This window comes from Streptomyces sp. NPDC047081 (assembly GCF_040643775.1).
Taxonomy (GTDB): Bacteria; Actinomycetota; Actinomycetes; order Streptomycetales; family Streptomycetaceae; genus Streptomyces.
Map to the genome: position 1 here is coordinate 147533 of NZ_JBEYUY010000020.1, position 18725 is coordinate 166257.

The following is an 18725-nucleotide window of genomic DNA, read 5'->3' on the forward strand; positions in this document are numbered from 1 at the left end:
ACTGGAGGAACGAGCATCATGCAGCCACTGCCCGCGTCCGGACCGTCCGGCCCGGCGGACTTCGACGTCGCCGTCCTGGGCGCCGGCATCGCCGGTTCCGTACTCGCCGCCATCCTGTCCCGCAACGGCGTGAAGACCGTCCTGATCGACGCGGGCACCCACCCGCGCTTCGCGGTGGGCGAGTCGACGATCCCGTACACCTCGGTGATGCTGCGCATTCTCGCCGCCCGCTACCGGGTGCCGGAGATCGCGCACCTGAGCCACTTCTCCACGATGCGCTCCAAGGTGTCGTCCAACTCAGGCCAGAAGCGCAACTTCGGCTTCGTCTACCACCGGGAGGGCGCGTCTCAGGACCCGCACGAGATCAACCAGTTCGTGATCCCGGTGGCGCTGTCCACCGAGTCGCACATGTTCCGCCAGGACGTCGACGCCTACATGTACAACGTGGCGCTGAAGTACGGCTCCACGGGCCGCCTCGGCACACGGGTGAGCGACGTCGACATCGACGGCTCGGGCGTCACCCTCGCCGTGGAGAACGGACCGGACATCCGCGCCCGCTACATCGTGGACGCCGGTGGCCACAACTCGCCGCTGGCAAGGAAGTTCGGCCTGCGCGACGAGGTCCCGCAGCAGCGCACCCACTCGCGCACCATCTTCACGCACATGATCGGGGTGCGTCCGTACGACGACTGCCCCGCCGCCCGCTCGCACGACAACCCGAGCCCCTGGCACCAGGGCACGCTGCACCACATCTTCGACGGCGGCTGGGTGTGGGTCATCCCGTTCGACAACCACAAGGGCGCGACCAACCGGCTGTGCAGCGTGGGTCTGACCCTGGACCCGCGCCGGCATCCGAAGACGGACGAGCCGCCGGAGCGGGAGTTCGCGCGGTTCCTGGAGCGCTTCCCGGACATCGCCCCGCAGTTCAAGGACGCGAAGGCGGCCCGGCCGTGGGTGTCCACCGGGCGGCTGCAGTACTCGTCCAAGCAGGTGGTGGGCGACCGCTTCTGCCTGACCTCGCACGCCGCGGGCTTCGTCGACGCGCTGTACTCGCGGGGCCTGACCAACACCACGGACGTGGTCAACTCCCTTGCCTGGCGGCTGATCGAGGCCGTCAAGGACGACGACTTCTCGGCGGAGCGCTTCGCCCACGTGGAGACCCTCCAGCAGGGCCTGGTGCGGGCCCACGACGACGTCGTCGCCTCCTCCTTCACCTCCTTCCGCGACTACGGCATGTGGAACGCGACGTTTCGCATGTGGGCGCTGGGCACCGTGCTCGGCACGCTCAACGCCCAGGACGCGCTGACCCGCTTCCAGCGGACCAACGACCCCATGATCTGGCGGGAGTTGGAGGCGCAGCCGCACCCCGGGGCGCTCTTCCCTGCGAGCGTCGGCTTCAACAAGATCACCGATGCGGCCTGGTCCGCCTGCCGGGACGTCGAGGCGGGCCTGATGACGCCCGACCGGGCCACGGGCGAGCTCTTCGACCTCCTCCAGGACGACGCCTACGCCCCGCCGCCCTTCGGCCTCCACGACCCGGCCAACCGCTTCTACAACCCCAACCCGCCCCGCATGCTGCGCACCATGCACTGGGCCAAACGCGGCTCGGCGGCCCCCGACACGGGCCCGGTCGTCGCCAGTGCCCTGGCCGGCTTCCTGCGCTCCCGTCTGCACAGGCCCGCGTGAGCGGGAAGGAGGATCCGACGATGCCCGAGAAGGAAGCGTCACCGAAGCCCGCGGCGGCGACCGGGCCGACGGCGGCCGAGCCCGGGACCCCGGCAACCGGCACCGGAAGGCAGCGCCGTCCGGCGACACCGAAGGACCTGCGGGAGCGGCGGACACCCGCCCCCGCCAAGGACACGGCCGGCACCGCACGGGTACCGGCAGCGGGAAAGAAACCGTCGAACGGCTCACCGACGTCAGGGACGGCGGCGCCGACCGAGGAAGCCAACTCCAAGGCTGCGAGCGCCAGTTGGCTAGACGGGGCCGATGCCGTGGGAGCAGCCGAGTCGGCGCTCCCGGACGAACCGGACGAACCGTCGGGCGCGCCCACGGACGCCACCCGGCTCCACGACTCGGCACAGCCCGGCCCCGCCACCTCCACCTCACCGGCCGCCCCCTCCCCGGACACCCCCCGCCACAAGGTCGCCGTCCTCGGTGCCCACCTCGGCGGTGCCATGCTCGCCGCCGTCCTCGCCCGCGCCGGGGTCGACGTCGTGCTCGTGGACTCGCGGCACGACTCCGAGATCCCGGCCGGTGAGACGACCGTGCCGTACACCGCCGAGGTCTTCGAACTGCTCGCGCGCCGCTACGGCGTCCCGGAGCTGGCCGCGCTGGGGCACTTCGGGCAGCTGCCCGAGCAGGTGCGCCGTACCTCGGGGCTCAAGTCGAGCATCGGCTTCGTGTACGCCCGCCCCGGCGCCCGCGTCCGCCCGCACCAGGTGCTCCAGTTCAACGTCCCGAGCGAGCACGGCGAATCCCATCTGTACCGGCCGGACGTGGACGCCTGGGTGCACCGCGTCGCCGTCGGCCACGGGGCACGGGTCCCCCGCAACCGCCCCACGCTGAGCGAAGTCCGCGGCGAGGCAGGGGACTTCACCGTCGAGCTCGCCGACGGCACCGCCGTGGCCGCCGAGTTCGTCGTCGACATGTCCGGCCCCGACGCCCCGATGCTGACCCGCCTGGGCACCCCCTTGCGCCCCCTGCGCCACTCCTCCCGTGTGCTCACCGCCCACCTGCGGGGCGTACGCCCCCTGGAGCGGCGCGTCGACCCCGGCGCCGGCGGCACGCCCTGGACGGGCGGCACGACCCAGGTCGTCTTCCCCGGCGGCTGGATCCAGCTCGTGCCGTTCGGCGCCGAGCGCACCGGCGAGGACGCCCTGACCAGCGTGTCGGTCAGCCTCGACACCAAGCTGTGGCCGCAGGGCTCGGCCTCGGCGGAGGAGGACTTCCAGCAGCTGGTCGCCCAATTCCCGGATCTGGCCTGGCAGTTCGCGGAGGCTACGGTGGTCCGCCCGTGGACGAGCGCGGAGGGCTGGCAGTACGCGGCCACCGCGACCACCGGCCCCGGCTTCGTCGTCCTCGACCGCTCAGCCGTACGCTGTGACTTCACGCTCTCCCGTGACGTCACGCTCACCGCGGAGCTCGTCCACGCGGCGGCCGCCCACCTCATCGCGGCACACGAGGACGGCGACTGGTCCGAGGCCCGCTTCGGCGGCCTGGCGGCCCTGCAGTCGTCCCTGATCGAGCACAGCGAGCGCCTGCTCGGCACGGCGCTCACGGCGACCACCGACTTCCGGCTCTGGAACGCCTTCTGCCGGGTGTGGCTGCTGCACTCGATGTTCGCCGCCCTCTCCCTGAAGCGGGCCCGCAACGACGCCCTGGCCAGCGCCGGCGTCCCCGGGCAGTGGCGGGAGGTGGGCCGGCACCGGGGCGCCGGCCTGTGGTTCCCGGTGTACGCCGGGTTCGTGGCCCTCTTCGACGACGCGGACCGGCTGCTGCGGCAGGTCGCCGACCAGCGGCTCGCGCCCGGCGACGCGGCCGAGCGGATCTTCGGCCAATTGCGCCGCGCTTCCTTCGTCCCGCCGCTCTTCGGCTTCGGCGACCCGACCGACCGCTACTACAACTTCACGCCGCTCAAGCGGATCAAGGTCCTGCTCTGGGCCAAACGCCGCGCCCCGTACGCGGTGCGCCGGGTCCTGACGCCCGGCGCCACCGTCCTGCCCAGCGTCGAGCGGTGACCCGCGGGCAGATGACTCCCTGAAGGGCGGCAGGGAAGGAGCCGCCGTCCCGTGTTCACCGGGCGATGAGCGCGGGGCGGCGGCTCGCCGCTGCCGTTCGCGGTGCCGCCGGGTCCGGTTCGACTCCCCTTCGGCCGTGGCCTGTTCGGATCCGGCCAGACTCCGTACCGGCGCGCGGGCGCGGCTGGACACCGCGCACGCGTATCGGAATGCTCCCTACCGGGGAGTCCTCGCATGTGGAATGCTGGTAACGTTGATTTCCACAGCACATGAATTAACGACGGAGGGGGCAATGAGCAACGGAGCCGGAAGCCCCTGCCCGAACAGCACCGGCGTGCCGCGCGGCGCGCCGGCCCGTGCGAAGCGGCCCACCCGCGGTGGTGGCCGGCGGCCGGGTCAGAGCGGCACGCGGGACCAGATCCTCACCGCCGCGCTCCAGCTCTTCGCCGACAAGGGGTACTCGGGCACGACGATGCGCGGCATCGCGCAGCAGGCCCAGGTGGACCCGGCGCTCATCCACCACTTCTTCAACAACAAGGACGGCCTGTTCCAGGACGCGGTCTCCTCGCGGATCGACATGTCCGCGCTCTTCGACTCCCTCACGGACGAGGAGGTGGAGGCCGGACTGAAGGACCGCGGCGAGTGGATCGCGCGTACGTTCCTCTCCTTCTGGGAGGACGAGTCGACGCGGCCCGCGCTGGTCGCCGTATACCGGACGAGCCTGTCGGACGAGGCGACGGCGAAGACCTTCCGCGACCAGATCGAGGCCGCCTTCGAGGCCTGCCTGCGCCGGATCGTCCCCGAACACACCGAGCGCACACCGGCGTTCACGTCCCTGGTCTCCGCACAGCTCGCGGGCCTGGTGATGCTCCGCTACGTCCTCGCCGTGGAACCCCTCGCCTCACTCGACTTCGAGGAACTCATGGACTGGCTCGCCCCTGCCATCGAGGTCCACTTCGAGCGGGTGGTGCAGCGGTAGGGGGTGGGGGGCGGCGGACACCGGGACGCCTTCCCGGCGTGCGGCGAGACCGGGCGCGGCCTGCTCGTGCTCGCGCACCTCGGCGCCGCGTCCGGCTGGCGGCTCACTCCATGCGTCGGGCCCGCGCCCGGCCGGCGACTCACTCCACGCGTCGGCACCGCGCCCGGCGCGTTCCTCTCCCTGCGCACCGCGGCTCTGTCCGGCCCACGCCTCCTCCCGCTCGCCGCCACTGCTCCTGCCCCTCATCTCCCCCCGCCCGCCCGCGCCTTCGGCCCGCGCAAGGACGAACACCCCTCGCCCGGCGGCGAGCGCGGCAGCAACGCCGGCGACGACTGTGGGTGCGCCTGTCGGATAGCGGTCGCCCAGGACGACGGCCCCGATCACCGCGGCGAACACCGGGTTGACCAGTGTGACGGTGGCGAGCGGGGCCTCCAGGCCGGTGCGGTAGGCGAGTTGGCAGAGCAGGAGCCCGGCCGGCGCGAGGAGGAGAACGCCGACGGTGACCAGGATCGCGGGGCCGGGTCGGCCAAGTCCCCCGCCGGTCAGCTCCAGTACCGCCGTCTGGGCGAGAGCGGAGGCGGCGGCGAAGGCAACCCCAGCGGCGGCCGCGTACGCCAGGCTGGCAGTCGACGCGCGGCGGGCCGCGGCCGCCATCGCAACCGGCATGCCGAGCGCCACGGCGGCCAGGCCCGCCACCTGAGCCAGTTCCGCCCCGTCCAGCGCGCGGCTCGTGCCCGTCGCCGGGATCAGCGCCAGCATTCCGGCCACGCCGGTGACCGTCAGCGCCGTGCCCGACCACTGCGCGGCGGTCATCCGGCGCCCGAGGACCAGGGACGACAGCAGCGGTGCCGCGACCAGGGTGAGGACGCCGAGCATCTGTACGGCGACCAGTGAGCCGTAGCGCAGACCCGCGGTGTGCAGCAGCGCGCCCAGCGCGTTGAGCAGGACGGAGATCCACCACGCGGCCGAGCGCCCGAGGGGCCGGCCGCCCGGCCCGGCGCTGCGCACGGCCGCCGCCCGTTGCGCGACGGCCGCAGCGGCGTACACGAGGGCCGAACCCGCACCGAGCGCCAGTACCGGAAACACGGTGCTCACGAAGTCCTTTCGCCCTGCGGGGCACGGCAGTTGAGGGGAGTTGAGGGGAAACGACCGGGCCGGGGTGCCGCGTCGAACGGCGCGGTACCCCGGCCCGGAGGGGGGTGATTCGCGGCTCACGCTCCGCCCGGCACGTCCTGGACGTCCTCGGGGCGGATCCGCGGCAGGGCGAGCACCAGCAGGCAGGACAGGCCGAAGCAGCCGATCTGCCAGTACACGACCTGTTCGAAGCTGTCGCTGAAGTTGGCCTTGCGCGCCTCGGGCAGAGCCGTGCCGAGGACCGCCGACCTCACCTTCTGCTTGACCTCCTGCGGCAGCGGGCTGTTCGCCATCTCCGTCTGGATCTTGGCGCAGCTGGCCGGCGTCTCGGTGAGGTCCTTCTGGTTCATCTTGTCGTGGAAGCAGGTCGTGAAGGCCGTGCTGATCTGCGCCTGCTGCGCCTCGGCGACTCCCGCGGCCGCGAGGTCGGAGCGCAGCTGCGGCACGGCCGAGGAGCTGGCCTCGTCGGCGTTCGTGCCGAGCAGCCCGTAGAAGAGGATGCCCGCGACCGCGATGCCGATGGCGATGCCGACCTGCTGGACGGTGGCGAGCATGCCGGACGCGGAACCGGCGTTGCTGGAGCGGATACCCGCCAGGATGATGCCGGTGCACGGGGCGAGGAAGAACCCGCCGCCGAGGCCGGCCACCATCAGGGAGGGGATCAGCTGGTAGCCGTGCAGGTCGGAGCCGGCCCAGTGCAGGGTGCCGATCACGCCCGCCATGCCGATCAGGAGCAGCCCGGTGCCCAGCGCGAGCGTCTTGGTGCCGAGCTTCTTGACCACCGCGGCCGACCGCGCCGAGCCCACCGCGATCAGCGCGGCGAAGCCGAGGCTGACCAGACCGGCGGAGATGGGCGTGTAGTTGAAGCCGATCTGCAGGCTCATGAAGAACGTCATGAAGAACGACGGGATGCCCGCGAAGAAGACGACGCTGATGATGAGCCCGACGGTGAACGACCGCTCCCGGAACAGCCCGGTGGGCACGAGTGGTGAGCGGTCGACGAGTTTCGTCAGCTTGTTCTCGTAGACGAAGAACTCGGCGAGCAGCAGCGGACTGAGCACAAGCAGCACCAGGCTCCAGCCCGGCCAGTCGTGCTCACGGCCGATGACCAGCGGCAGGATCAGGCTGAACAGACCGGCGGTGAGGATGACCGCGCCGGTCACGTCGAGCCGCTGCGCGCCCGGCGCCGAGGACTCGGGGATCTTCGCCATGCCGAGGCACAGCGCGATCAGGCCGATGGGCAGGTTGACGTAGAAGATCGCCCGCCAGTCGGTGCCCAGGATGTCCAGGTCGATCAGCCAGCCGCCGAGGACCGGGCCGAGCACGGTGCCGAGGCCGACCGAAGCGCCGTACATGGCAAGGGCCTTGGGGCGTTCCTGGGTCGAGAAGGTGACCTGGATGATGGACAGGACCTGGGGGAACATCAGGCCCGAGCACATCCCCTGGAGGATCCGCGAGGCGATCAGGAAGGTCGAGTCGGGGGCCGCGCCGCACAGTGCCGAGGCGATGGTGAAGCCCAGCATGCCGATGAGGAAGACCTTCTTGCGGCCGTGGATGTCACCGAGCCGGCCGCCGGTCACCAGGGTGCAGGCGAAGGCCAACGAGTAGACGGCGACGACCAGTTGGATCTCGGCGAAGGTCGCGCCGAGATCGCTCTGCAGCGAGGGCAGGGCGACCATCGTGATGGTCGTGTCCAGCATCTGCATGAAGATCGCGGACAGGGTGACCGCGAGGATCACCCAGCGTGCCGGGTTGCCGGTGGCGGACGGTGCGGGCGGGGCGCCGGGCGGAGCGGCCGCCTGGACGCCGGTGTCGATGGATTCCATGTTTCCTCCCTGGGTCCACTGCCTGCCCGACAGCGCCCTCAATATTTCACTCTCCAATGAAGTCTACGAGTACTGAATTCTTTGGCGCAACCGCGGAGACCGCGATCCGGACACCCACCGTCCGCCCAATGACACGCAGCGGCACCGCTGTTGGACCTGCGGCGACGAGCACGGAGGGCAACGGACCGGGCCCCGCGGGGCGTTTGCGGGGAGGAACGGGCACGGCAGAGCGGACGCCCCGGCGAAGAGCGCGGGGCGTCGAGGTCAACAGGCGCCGAACGGCAGGGGGTTCAGGAGGCGTCGCGCACGGGGTCGACATCACCGTGCCGCGCGACAGCCAGGTAGGAGGCGACCACCGGGGTCAGGGCGTGCACGAGCTCGTCGCCGCCGTCCGCCTCCGCCAACTCGGGTGGCAGCAACCCCATATGACGGGAAGTCATCACACCGATGAACAGGCTGCTGATCAGCCACACCCTGACCTCGTCCGGCCCGCCGTCCGCGACCCCCTCGGACAGCAGAGACTGGCTCAAACGCTCCCTCGCCGCGGGCAGATCCGAAGCAGAACGGAGCACTCCGAGGATGCGCCGGCGCTGCACCGGGTCGTTCCAGTCGGCGACGGCATGCCTCAGCAGCCACTCCGCCGCACCCATGTCACCCCGCTCCAGGGCCTCGCGGATCACCTCGGCCGGCCGGACCGTCTCTTCGACGACAGCTCGATAAAGCGCCTCCTTCGAAGCGAAGTAGTGCGTGACCAGGGCCGGATCACATCCGGCGTCCGCGGCCACGGCACGCATCGAGGTGTTGCCGAAGCCGAGTTCCGCGAAGAGATCCGCCGCGGAGCGCATGATCGCGTGGCGGGTTCCGGACGCGCCTCTAGCCTTTGCCACGGCGGCACTTCCTCTCGATCCCGAGTCCCCCGTAGGACGCGCGACACTAATTCATGTTGGCGTGAAGTCTACGGTCCGTGATTTCTCAGGTCAAAGCTTCTCGGTGACGACCTGGTGACGCCGCGTCAAAGTGCAGGCCAGAGGGCGGATCGAGCTTCACAGGTGACCGCCGACTCAATTCAACGCCCATTGAAATCATCGTTTGTTGAGCTTACGCTCACGGCGGGGCGCCGGGCCCACACCCGAGCCCGTCCGTGCGACACGCGCATTTCCGCCCAGGGAGAGGCACTTGCCGGTGACGTATCAAACAGAGCAGCTCGACCGGGTCGTCATTCGCTTCTCGGGCGACTCCGGCGACGGCATGCAGCTGACAGGCGATCTGTTCACCTCGGAGACGGCGTCGTTCGGGAACGACCTGGCGACGCTGCCGAACTTCCCCGCCGAGATCCGCGCCCCCGCAGGCACCCTGCCGGGCGTCTCGTCCTTCCAGCTGCACTTCGCCGACCACGACATCCTCACCCCGGGCGACGCGCCGAACGTCCTGGTCGCCATGAACCCGGCGGCCCTCAAGGCCAACATCGCCGACCTCCCGCGCGGCGGCGAAGTCATCGTCAACACCGACGAGTTCACCAAGCGGGCCCTGCAGAAGGTCGGCTACGAGGCCTCCCCGCTGGAGGACGGCTCCCTCGACGCCCACCATGTGCACGCCGTCCCGCTGACGACACTGACGGTCGAGGCGCTCAAGGACTTCGACCTGTCCCGCAAGGAGGCCGAGCGCAGCAAGAACATGTTCGCGCTGGGGCTGCTGAGCTGGATGTACCACCGGCCGACGGAGGGCACGGAGAGGTTCCTGCGGGCCAAGTTCGCCAAGAAGCCGCAGATCGCCGAGGCGAACCTGGCGGCGTTCAGGGCGGGTTGGAACTTCGGGGAGACGACGGAGGACTTCGCGGTCTCGTACGAGGTGGCACCGGCCTCGAAGGCGTTCCCGCCGGGCGTCTACCGCAACATCTCCGGCAACCTCGCCCTGGCGTACGGCCTGGTCGCCGCCTCCCGCCAGGCGGATCTGCCGCTGTTCCTGGGCTCGTACCCGATCACCCCGGCCTCGGACATCCTGCACGAGCTGTCGAAGCACAAGAACTTCGGCGTACGGACCTTCCAGGCCGAGGACGAGATCGCCGCGGTGGGTGCCGCGCTCGGCGCTGCCTTCGGCGGCTCGCTCGCGGTCACCACGACCTCGGGCCCGGGCGTCACCATCAAGCAGGAGACCATCGGCCTCGCCGTGTCGCTCGAACTCCCGCTGCTCATAGTCGACATCCAGCGCGGCGGCCCGTCGACCGGCCTGCCGACCAAGACCGAGCAGGCCGACCTCATGCAGGCGATGTACGGCCGCAACGGCGAGGCCCCGGTCCCCGTCGTCGCCCCGCGCACCTCCGCCGACTGCTTCGACGCGGCCCTGGAGGCGGCGCGCATCGCGCTGACGTACCGCACGCCCGTCTTCCTCCTCTCCGACGGCTATCTCGCGAACGGCTCCGAGCCCTGGCGCGTCCCGTCCCTCGACGAACTCCCGGACCTGACCGTGCAGTTCGCGCAGGGACCGAACCACACCCTGGCCGACGGCACCGAGGTCTTCTGGCCCTACAAGCGCGACCCGCACACCCTCGCCCGCCCCTGGGCCGTCCCGGGCACCCCCGGCCTCGAACACCGCGTCGGCGGCATCGAGAAGCAGGACGGCACCGGCAACATCTCCTACGACCCCGCCAACCACGACTTCATGGTCCGCACCCGCCAGGCCAAGATCGACGGCATCGACGTACCCGATCTCGAAGTCGACGACCCGAGCGGCGCCAACACCCTGATCCTGGGCTGGGGTTCGACCTACGGACCGATCACGGCGGCGGTACGGCGGCTGCGCGCGGCCGGCGATTCCGTCGCGCAGGCCCATCTCCGGCACCTCAACCCGTTCCCGCGGAACCTCGGTGGCGTCCTGCGCTCCTACGAGCGCGTGCTGATCCCCGAGATGAACCTCGGCCAGCTGGCCCGGCTGATCCGGGCCGAGTTCGCGATCGACGCCGAGTCCCACACGCAGGTCAACGGCATGCCGTTCAAGGCGGAACAGCTCGCGCAGGCTCTGAAGGAGGCCGTCCATGCCCACTGAGGCAATCCCCCTGATCCCGAGGAGCGAACTCGCCCTGACGGCAAGGGACTTCAAGTCCGACCAGGAAGTGCGCTGGTGCCCCGGCTGCGGTGACTACGCGATCCTCGCGGCCGTCCAGGGCTTCATGCCGGAACTCGGCCTGGCCAAGGAGAACATCGTCTTCGTCTCGGGCATCGGCTGCTCCTCCCGCTTCCCGTACTACATGAACACGTACGGCATGCACTCCATCCACGGCCGCGCACCCGCCATCGCCACCGGACTGGCCTCCTCCCGGCGGGACTTGAGCGTGTGGGTCGTCACCGGCGACGGCGACGCGCTGTCGATCGGCGGCAACCACCTGATCCACGCCCTGCGCCGGAACGTCAACCTCAAGATCCTCCTCTTCAACAACCGGATCTACGGCCTGACCAAGGGCCAGTACAGCCCGACGTCCGAGGTCGGCAAGATCACCAAGTCGACGCCGATGGGCTCCCTGGACGCCCCCTTCAACCCGGTGTCCCTCGCCATCGGCGCGGAGGCCTCCTTCGTGGCGCGGACCATCGACTCCGACCGCAAGCACCTCACCGAGGTCCTGCGCCAGGCCGCCGCCCACCGCGGCACGGCGCTGATCGAGATCTACCAGAACTGCAACATCTTCAACGACGGCGCCTACGAGGTCCTCAAGACGCCCTCCGATTCAAAAACGGGACAGCAGGACCAGGTCATCCGTCTGGCGCACGGGCAGCCCATCCGTTTCGGCGGCACCCGCGGTGTGGTCCGCGACCGGGCCACCGGCGATCTGAAGGTGGTCGAGGTGACCGACGACAACGCGGCGGACATCGTGGTCCACGACGCCCACTCCCCCTCCCCCACCACCGCCTTCGCCCTCTCCCGCCTCGCCGACCCGCACACCCTGCACCACACCCCGATCGGCGTCTTCCGCGCCGTCGACCGGCCGGTCTACGACAGGCAGCTGGCCGACCAGCTCGACACCGCGATCGAACAGAACGGGAAGGGCGATCTGGCCGCCCTCCTCGCCGGCAACGACACCTGGACCGTGGAGAGTTCCTCATGACGTACGTCATCGCCCAGCCCTGCGTCGACATCAAGGACAAGGCCTGTGTCGACGAGTGCCCCGTGGACTGCATCTACGAGGGGCCGCGCAAGATGTACATCAACCCGGAGGAGTGCGTCGACTGCGGCGCCTGCGAGCCGGTCTGCCCGGTCGAGGCGATCTACTTCGAGGACGACGTCCCCGAGGAGTGGTCGGCCTTCCGGGCGGCGGAGACCGAGTTCTTCGCCGAGCTGGGCTCGCCGGGCGGGGCGAGCGGCCACGGCCCGGTGGACGAGGACCACCCCGTGGTCGCCGGGCAGCCCGTGTCCACCGGCTGAGCGGCTCCGGTTGGCCTGAGTGTCTCCTGCGCTCCCCCGTGACCTGTGCTTACTGTCGGCACGTCAGTTTCCGCGGTGGGAAGGGAGACACGACGTGCGGGTACGGCCCTGGGGACGACGCGTGTCCGTGGTCGCGGGCGCGCTGCTCACCGCGGTGGCGGTGGCGGTGCCCGCGCAGGCCGCGCGGACGAGGGAGCCGCTCCCGCTGGAGCGGCTCTTCGACAACAGCGCCGTCAGCGACGACGCACTTCCGGCCGCCGCGGACTTCGACGGCTCCGGTGCCTCGCTGTCGGCGCGGGACCTGGCGGCCGCCGGCTGGACACCGGGACGGGAACTCACCGTCCAGGGCGCCCGGTTGACCTGGCCGGACCGGCAGCCGGGCGAGCCGGACAACGTCCGGGCCTCCGGACAGACCGTGCGCGTCGGCGGCCGCGGTGACGCCCTCGCCTTCCTGGTGTCCGGCACGAGCGGCAGCGACGTCACCGGCACGGGCTCGGTGTCGTACCGGAACGGCAGCCGCTCCTCGTACCGGATCACCGCCCCCGACTGGCGTACCGGCCCGCTCGCCACGAAGGCGGTCGCGCTGCCGCATGTGAACGAGCCTGTCGGCCAACTCGCCGAGCAGGCGCGGTTGTACGTCGTCACGGTGCCGCTGGCGGCGGAGCGTGAGGTCGCCTCGGTGCGGCTGCCGCGGGCGGCCGGGCTGCATGTGTTCGCCCTGGCGGTTCGGGCCTCGGGCCGGGGCTGGAGCGGGAGTTGGGGCACTTCGACGTCCGGCTACCCGGCGGTCGGGCCGTGGAGCGACCGGACCCTGCGGCTGGTGGTGCACACCTCGGTCGGCGGGCCGCGGGTGCGGCTGGGGTTCGACAACACCTTCGCTGCGGCGCCGGTGCGGATCGGGAGCGCGACGGTGGCGGTGCAGCGGGCGGGGGCGACGCCGGTGGAGGCGCCGGTGCCGGTGTCCTTCTCGGGTGCGGGCGGCGTCGAGATCCCGGCGGGGGCGCAGGCGTTCAGCGATCCGCTGGACTTCGCGGTGCCCGCCCACGCCAATCTCCTGGTCAGCTTTCATCTGCCGGAGCTGGTGACGGCGGCGCCCGTGCACCGACTGGCCGTGCAGCGGTCGTATCTGAGCGAACCCGGCGACCATACGGCTGACGACTCCGCGACGGCTTATCCGAGGGTCCTGACGAACTGGCCGCTGCTGACGGGTGTGGACGTGACCGGCGGGCCGGGGTCCGTGGTGGCGCTCGGGGACTCGATCACCGACGGCGACCGGTCCACGACGGACGCCAACCGGCGCTGGCCCGATGTGCTGGCCGCACGGCTGGCGGAGCAGGACGTGGTCCCGCACTACGGGGTGCTGAACCAGGGGATCTCCGGCAACCGTGTCGTCTCCGACCGCTATCCCGGCGACGGGGTCTCGACGGACTCGGCGGGCGTGAGCGCCCTGCACCGGTTCGACCGGGACGTCCTCGCGCAGCCCTCGGTCCGCAGCGTGATCGTCTTCGAGGGGATCAACGACCTGCTCGCGAAGGCCACCGCCGGGCAGGTGACCGCCGGGCTGCGGGAGCTCGCGGACCGGGCCCACGCGCGGGGGCTGCGTGCACTGGCGGCGACGATCCTTCCCTGCGGGGGCCGGGCGGGCTGCACGGCCGAGGTGGACGCCGAACGGACCGCCGTCAACGACTGGCTCCGCACCACGGACCTGTTCGACGGCGTGCTGGATTTCGACGCGGTGATCCGCGACCCCGCCCTGCCGACGCGCATGCTGCCCGCGTACGACAGCGGGGACCATCTCCACCCGGGGGACGCAGGGCTGGCCGCGCTCGCCCAGTCCGTCGAACTGAAGCTGCTGTAGGCGTCAGACGTCCAGGTCCACCACCACCGGCGCATGGTCCGAGGCGCCCTTGCCCTTGCGCTCCTCCCGGTCCACGTACGCGTCCGTGACGGCCTTGGTGAAGGGCTCGTTGGCGTACACCAGGTCGATGCGCATACCGCGGTTCTTGGGGAAGGCGAGCTGGCGGTAGTCCCAGTACGTGTACGGGCGGTCGTACTTGAGGGGGCGCGGGACCACGTCGGACAGGCCCGCCTCGCGCAGGGCGGCCAGGGCGGCGCGCTCGGCCGGGGTGACGTGGGTGAGGCCCTCGAAGGCGGCCACGTCGAAGACGTCCTCGTCCGTCGGCGCCACGTTGTAGTCGCCGAGGACCGCGAAGGGGCGGCTGCCCTGCGCGTCTCCGGCGATGGCCGCCTTCAGAGCCTCGAACCACTGGAGCTTGTAGGCATAGTGGGGGTGGTCCACCTCACGGCCGTTCGGGACGTACACCGACCAGACGCGGACCGGGCCGCAGGTCGCCGAGATGGCCCGGGGCTCCTCCGCGCCGTCGTAACCGGGGTCGCCGGGCAGGCCCTTGACGACGTCCTCCAGGCCGAGCCGGGACATGACCGCCACGCCGTTCCACCGGCCGGTCGCGTTCACCGCCGCCTCGTAGCCCGCCGCGCGCAGCTCGTCGTACGGGAACTGCTCCTCGGCGAGCTTGGCCTCCTGCAGGCACAGCACGTCGGTGCCGCTGCTCTCCAGCCAGGCCAGGAGCCTGGGCAGGCGGGCGGTGATCGAGTTCACGTTCCAGGTCGCGATGCGCATGCCTCACAACCTACCGGGCAGGACTGACAACGCCCTCGCCCCGCCCGGTCGGGCAGCAGGGACAGGCGCTCAGACCTCCGCGGAGTCGCCCGGCGCGAGCCGCAGGTGCTCGGCGCCGCCCAACGCGCCGATCTGGCGGTCGTAGACGGGGCGGGCGAGATCGGTGAGCAGGGCGTCGTGGATGTCGTACGCGCGTTGCGGCTTGAGCTCGCGGACGTAGTCGATGACCTCGGAGATCTTGCTCCAGGGGGCCTGCACCGGAAGCATCAGCGTCTCGACGGGGTGGTCGGGGACGGTGAGGGCGTCGCCGGGGTGGAAGAGCTTGCCGCCGTCGATCAGGTAGCCGACGTTGGTGATGCGCGGGATGTCCGGGTGGATGACGGCGTGCAGTTCGCCGTGAACCTGGACGTCGAAGCCGGCCGCGGTGAAGGTGTCGCCGTGGCCGACGGTGTGCACGCGGCCCGGGAAGGCGGCGGCGATCTGCTCCGCCACGGAGGCGAGGGTCCAGATCTCGGTGGCGGGGTCGGCCTCCATGGCCGCCCGCAGCCGCTCCTCGTTGAAGTGATCGGGGTGCTCGTGCGTGACGAGGATCGCGTCCGCGCCGATCGCGGCGTCCTCCTCGCTGAACCCGCCCGGGTCCAGGACGAGCGTCCGCCCGTCCTTCTCGAGGCGTACGCACGAGTGGGACTTCTTCGTGAGCTTCATGACTCCCATCCTGCCGCGTTCCGCCCGCTCCGGGGCGGCGCAGCCCGGTGCTCTCGCCACCAGCCTGAAGATCACCTCTCGCGGCGAGCCCGGGTCACTCCACGGGGGTGGTCTCCTCCTTTATGACCTGCTGGGCCACCTTGAACGCGCTGTTCGCCGCCGGTACGCCGCAGTAGACGGCCGCCTGCAGCAGCACCTCCTTGATCTCCACCGGGGTCAGACCGTTGCGCAGGGCGGCGCGCACATGGAAGGCGAGCTCCTCCAGGTGGCCGCCCGCGACCAGGGCGGTGAGCGTGACGCAGCTGCGCGAACGGCGGTCGAGGCCGGGCCGGTCCCAGATCTCGCCCCAGGCGTAGCGGGTGATGAACTCCTGGAAGTCCCCGGAGAACTCGTCGGCCTGCGCCAGCGCCCGGTCGACATGCGCGTCGCCGAGCACCTCGCGGCGGACCTTGATGCCGGCGTCGTACGGGTCGGGCCGCCCGTTGGTCTGCGGGGGCACGACGACAGCAGGCGCGATCTCGGCGATCGGCACGGACTGCGGAGGCTGCTGGGGCGCGGCGGCGAGGACCGGCTTCACCGGCGCCGCGGGGATGGCGATCTGGCCCGTGGAGGACTCCACGTAGCCCGGCTGCCAAGCCGTGGAGAAGTGCCGTACCAGCAGGTCGGTCACAGCGGCCGGCTGCTCGACCGGCACCAGGTGGGAGGCGCCGGGGACGACGGCGAGGCGGGCGTCGGGGATGCCGGCGACCAGGGTGCGTGCCTCGGCGGGGCCGGTGACCTTGTCGTCCGAGCCGACCAGGACGAGCGTCGGTACGCCGACGCTGCCGAGGTCGGCCCGCACGTCGAAGGTGGCCAGCGCCTCGCACGCGCTGATGTAGCAGCCGGGGTCGGTGGTGCGCACCATCTGCACGGCCCAGTCGGTGATCGCGGGCTGCGCGGCGGCGAACCCGGTGGTGAACCAGCGATCGGGGGACGTACGGGCGATCGGGTCGAGCCCGTTCGTACGCACGATCACTCCGCGCTGCCGGAACTCGTCCGCCGTCCCGAACCGGGGTGAGGCGGAGATCACCGCGAGCGAGGCGAGCCGCTCCGGGTGGCGCAGCGCGAGCTCGACGCCGATCGCGCCGCCGAGCGCACAGCCCGCGTAGCCGAAGCGCTGCACGCCGAGCGAGTCGAGGGTGACCAGGAGGCGGGCGGCGAGGTCGCCGACGGAGCCCGCGGGGTAGGCGGGGGCACCGCCATGTCCGGGCAGGTCGAACCGGAAGACGCGCCACTGCTTGATCAGCTCGGGCACCTGCCGATCCCACATGTGCCATGTAGTACCAAGGGACGGTCCCAAGATCAGGACAGGTGCGTCTTCTGGCCCGTCAAAGCGGTATTGCAGGATGTTGGACGTACTCTCACTCACCCGGCTCACGCTCCCACATCTCACGATTTCTCACGTACCTGGGTGCCATCCCCGTGCAAGCCATCCCACGTTGTGGCGGCTTCGCGAAGATCCTCTACATCTGGTTTCACATACCACCGCTTCGTAGTGGCCACGTTCGTGTGTCCGGCCCACCGGGCAAGGATGTGGTCCGGCACTGCGTTGTTGGCCAGGTACGTGAGGCAGGATGCGCGTGCATCGTACAGACGCACCCTGCGAAGCTGCAGGAGCTCCATAATCCGGTATGCCCGGCGGCGGATCTGCTTGATGTTCCGGGGCTCACCACCCTCGTCCACTACGACATACGGGGAATCCGTGTACGCCTCCCCCAGAGCCAGCTTCTCCTTCGCCTGGAGGGCCTTGTAGCTCTTCAGGGCACTCCACACAGGAGCAGGCAGAGGGAGACCGCGTTCACCCGCCATGGACTTGGTGTCCTTCTCCACTACCGTCCTGTTGCCCATCATCGTCCGGGTGTTGGCGACCAAGAGAGTCCCTGCTTCAAGGTCGATGTCCTCCCAACGGAGTCCACAGACTTCAGCCGGCCTCAGTCCCATAAGGCATAGCAAGAGCGGAGCGTAGAGTCGGTCTTCCCGGATGCCCTGGACGAACGTCTGTACCTCCTTCACATCCCACGGCTTGAGCTCCCTCTTCGTCTTCCGCTCCTCCTTCCGGGCTTTACGCGGGATGCTGACGTGTTGGGCGACATTGATGGTCACCAACCTGCGCGTCACCGCACGATTCAGCGCTTCTTTCAGACGAGCCAGCGTCATGTCCACACTCGTGACACTGAGCGGAGTACCAGCCTTGCCGCCCCGAACGCGGCCATGAGCCAGAGCCCACTTCATCCACTGCGCCACATCGTCTTCAGTGAGCTCCTGAAGGCGAACGTGCCCGAGCATCCCCCGGCACCGGTCCAGGGTCACCTGGTAGTTGTAGATAGTGGTCTCTTCCAGGTCTTCAGCCTTCATGGCCAGCCACTGGTCAAGCCAGTCATCCACGGTGAGCTTGTTGGGAGGTATAAACGTCCCTTCATGGCGACGGTTACTAATCCGCGCATACTCGGCCTTCGCTTCCTTCAGCGTGTCGAAGGTGCGGGTAAGCTGCTTACGCTTCCCAGTGGCAGGGTTGACCCCTACATCGATCACGAATCGGTACCGGACCACACCCTTGGCGTTGGGGGGCAGCTTCTTTATCGGAATGGACAGGATTGATCACTTCCTAAGCTCGGGACAGAACCTCATTTAAAATGCGTCGCTCGGTTAACGGCGCTAAGCGAACACGATCAATGCTCCGCACGATCCCCGGTTTCGGTAACCGGGGATCGTCTGCTATAGATCGCACTGCGATCCGGCATCCTGCCTCACCTCCATCTTTTCCACCTTGGCCAGGGCCAGGTGGCGCGAGCGGAGGACATTGGCAGGCCATGGGCACAGATACGAGAGGCCCTCTCTTGGTCTCGGCGCTATCCGCATGGCCGCGAGCCCTCAGCGGCCAGTCTCGCCGCTCAGACACAGAGGTACAGCGGCACAGACTCCACGACATAGCCATCCGGCACCCGGACAGCCAACGGGTTCACAGCGTTATCAGGATGGGTTCCGAAGCCAGCAGATCGGAGCGCAGGATTCAGCAGGTGGGCCTCCTTGGGGCAGTACTCCGTCATAAGGCCGAGTAGCGAGAGCTGTGGACTGGGCGCATCTGCCCGGCGCAGCATGTGGGCCCCACGTCCTTCTCTGACCTGGCGTTTCCGGGTAGTTGTACGTTGGCATGATCCTGACGGAGGTTCCAGTCCGTTGGGGCACTTCCTCGTCTGCCATGAGCTGAAGGTGGCCGGCGGACGATCACGTCTGTGAACTGCGCGGCT

Annotated in this window: 13 protein-coding genes and 1 pseudogene; 7 read left to right on the plus strand and 7 right to left on the minus strand. The window is 70.1% G+C overall.

The window, feature by feature from the left end; translation table 11 throughout:
* Positions 1 to 18: 18 nt before the first annotated feature.
* The 3 genes from ABZ848_RS32420 to ABZ848_RS32430 all read left to right on the plus strand — a co-directional run bounded on the left by ABZ848_RS32420 (position 19) and on the right by ABZ848_RS32430 (position 4719).
* Complete coding sequence (locus ABZ848_RS32420) at positions 19 to 1686, plus strand: NAD(P)/FAD-dependent oxidoreductase (protein WP_360837670.1); 1668 nt, start codon at positions 19 to 21, stop codon at positions 1684 to 1686.
* A 20-nt stretch (positions 1687 to 1706) separates the two neighbouring features.
* Positions 1707 to 3740, plus strand: coding sequence for an FAD-dependent monooxygenase (locus ABZ848_RS32425; protein WP_360837671.1), 2034 nt, complete (start codon positions 1707 to 1709; stop codon positions 3738 to 3740).
* A gap of 292 nt (positions 3741 to 4032) precedes the next feature.
* Complete coding sequence (locus ABZ848_RS32430; RefSeq protein WP_360837673.1) at positions 4033 to 4719, plus strand: TetR family transcriptional regulator; 687 nt, start codon at positions 4033 to 4035, stop codon at positions 4717 to 4719.
* On the opposite strand, the gene ABZ848_RS32435 is transcribed toward ABZ848_RS32430, so the two are convergent.
* From ABZ848_RS32435 to ABZ848_RS32445, 3 genes are all read right to left on the minus strand, one after another.
* Entirely contained in the window at positions 4642 to 5814 is a 1173-nt protein-coding gene (locus tag ABZ848_RS32435; RefSeq protein WP_360837675.1) for a hypothetical protein, read from the minus strand. The genes ABZ848_RS32430 and ABZ848_RS32435 overlap by 78 nt on opposite strands.
* Before the next feature lie 116 nt (positions 5815 to 5930).
* Complete coding sequence (locus ABZ848_RS32440) at positions 5931 to 7679, minus strand: MFS transporter (RefSeq protein ID WP_360837676.1); 1749 nt, start codon at positions 7677 to 7679, stop codon at positions 5931 to 5933.
* Positions 7680 to 7969: 290 nt separating this feature from the next.
* Positions 7970 to 8566 (minus strand): TetR/AcrR family transcriptional regulator, encoded by a 597-nt coding sequence (locus tag ABZ848_RS32445; protein WP_360837677.1) that lies wholly within the window; start codon positions 8564 to 8566, stop codon positions 7970 to 7972.
* A 313-nt stretch (positions 8567 to 8879) separates the two neighbouring features.
* On the opposite strand from ABZ848_RS32445, the pseudogene ABZ848_RS32450 reads away from it, so the two are divergent.
* The 4 genes and pseudogenes from ABZ848_RS32450 to ABZ848_RS32465 form a co-directional block, all read left to right on the plus strand.
* A pseudogene (locus ABZ848_RS32450) lies at positions 8880 to 10721 on the plus strand (2-oxoacid:acceptor oxidoreductase subunit alpha); the annotation flags it as partial.
* On the plus strand, positions 10711 to 11775 hold the full coding sequence (locus ABZ848_RS32455; protein WP_360837679.1) for a 2-oxoacid:ferredoxin oxidoreductase subunit beta: 1065 nt from the start codon (positions 10711 to 10713) through the stop codon (positions 11773 to 11775). The pseudogene ABZ848_RS32450 and the gene ABZ848_RS32455, both read left to right, overlap by 11 nt.
* Positions 11772 to 12092 (plus strand): ferredoxin, encoded by a 321-nt coding sequence (gene fdxA, locus ABZ848_RS32460; RefSeq protein ID WP_360837681.1) that lies wholly within the window; start codon positions 11772 to 11774, stop codon positions 12090 to 12092. Before ABZ848_RS32455 ends, fdxA begins: the two co-directional genes overlap by 4 nt.
* A gap of 154 nt (positions 12093 to 12246) precedes the next feature.
* A complete protein-coding gene (locus tag ABZ848_RS32465) occupies positions 12247 to 13950 on the plus strand; it encodes an SGNH/GDSL hydrolase family protein (protein WP_360837730.1) in 1704 nt (567 codons plus the stop codon).
* Between the two features lie 3 nt (positions 13951 to 13953).
* On the opposite strand, the gene ABZ848_RS32470 is transcribed toward ABZ848_RS32465, so the two are convergent.
* The 4 genes from ABZ848_RS32470 to ABZ848_RS32485 all read right to left on the minus strand — a co-directional run bounded on the left by ABZ848_RS32470 (position 13954) and on the right by ABZ848_RS32485 (position 18009).
* Positions 13954 to 14733 (minus strand): exodeoxyribonuclease III, encoded by a 780-nt coding sequence (locus tag ABZ848_RS32470; protein WP_360837683.1) that lies wholly within the window; start codon positions 14731 to 14733, stop codon positions 13954 to 13956.
* A 69-nt stretch (positions 14734 to 14802) separates the two neighbouring features.
* Entirely contained in the window at positions 14803 to 15438 is a 636-nt protein-coding gene (locus ABZ848_RS32475) for an MBL fold metallo-hydrolase (protein WP_360837685.1), read from the minus strand.
* A 94-nt stretch (positions 15439 to 15532) separates the two neighbouring features.
* Positions 15533 to 16846 carry a 4-carboxymuconolactone decarboxylase gene (gene pcaC / locus ABZ848_RS32480; protein WP_360837687.1) on the minus strand — a complete coding sequence of 438 codons (1314 nt, stop codon included), beginning with the start codon at positions 16844 to 16846 and terminating at the stop codon, positions 15533 to 15535.
* Positions 16847 to 16866: 20 nt separating this feature from the next.
* Positions 16867 to 18009, minus strand: coding sequence for a site-specific integrase (locus tag ABZ848_RS32485; RefSeq protein ID WP_360837689.1), 1143 nt, complete (start codon positions 18007 to 18009; stop codon positions 16867 to 16869).
* Between the last annotated feature and the right edge of the window lie 716 nt (positions 18010 to 18725).

Bases quoted from the DNA above. Each gene is read 5' to 3' on its own strand.
- ABZ848_RS32420 (WP_360837670.1), top strand. From the start codon at position 19: ATGCAGCCACTGCCCGCGTCCGGACCGTCCGGCCCGGCGGACTTCGAC.
- ABZ848_RS32425 (WP_360837671.1), top strand. From the start codon at position 1,707: ATGCCCGAGAAGGAAGCGTCACCGAAGCCCGCGGCGGCGACCGGGCCG.
- ABZ848_RS32430 (WP_360837673.1), top strand. From the start codon at position 4,033: ATGAGCAACGGAGCCGGAAGCCCCTGCCCGAACAGCACCGGCGTGCCG.
- ABZ848_RS32440 (WP_360837676.1), bottom strand. From the start codon at position 7,679: ATGGAATCCATCGACACCGGCGTCCAGGCGGCCGCTCCGCCCGGCGCC.
- ABZ848_RS32455 (WP_360837679.1), top strand. From the start codon at position 10,711: ATGCCCACTGAGGCAATCCCCCTGATCCCGAGGAGCGAACTCGCCCTG.
- fdxA (WP_360837681.1), top strand. From the start codon at position 11,772: ATGACGTACGTCATCGCCCAGCCCTGCGTCGACATCAAGGACAAGGCC.
- ABZ848_RS32470 (WP_360837683.1), bottom strand. From the start codon at position 14,733: ATGCGCATCGCGACCTGGAACGTGAACTCGATCACCGCCCGCCTGCCC.
- ABZ848_RS32475 (WP_360837685.1), bottom strand. From the start codon at position 15,438: ATGAAGCTCACGAAGAAGTCCCACTCGTGCGTACGCCTCGAGAAGGAC.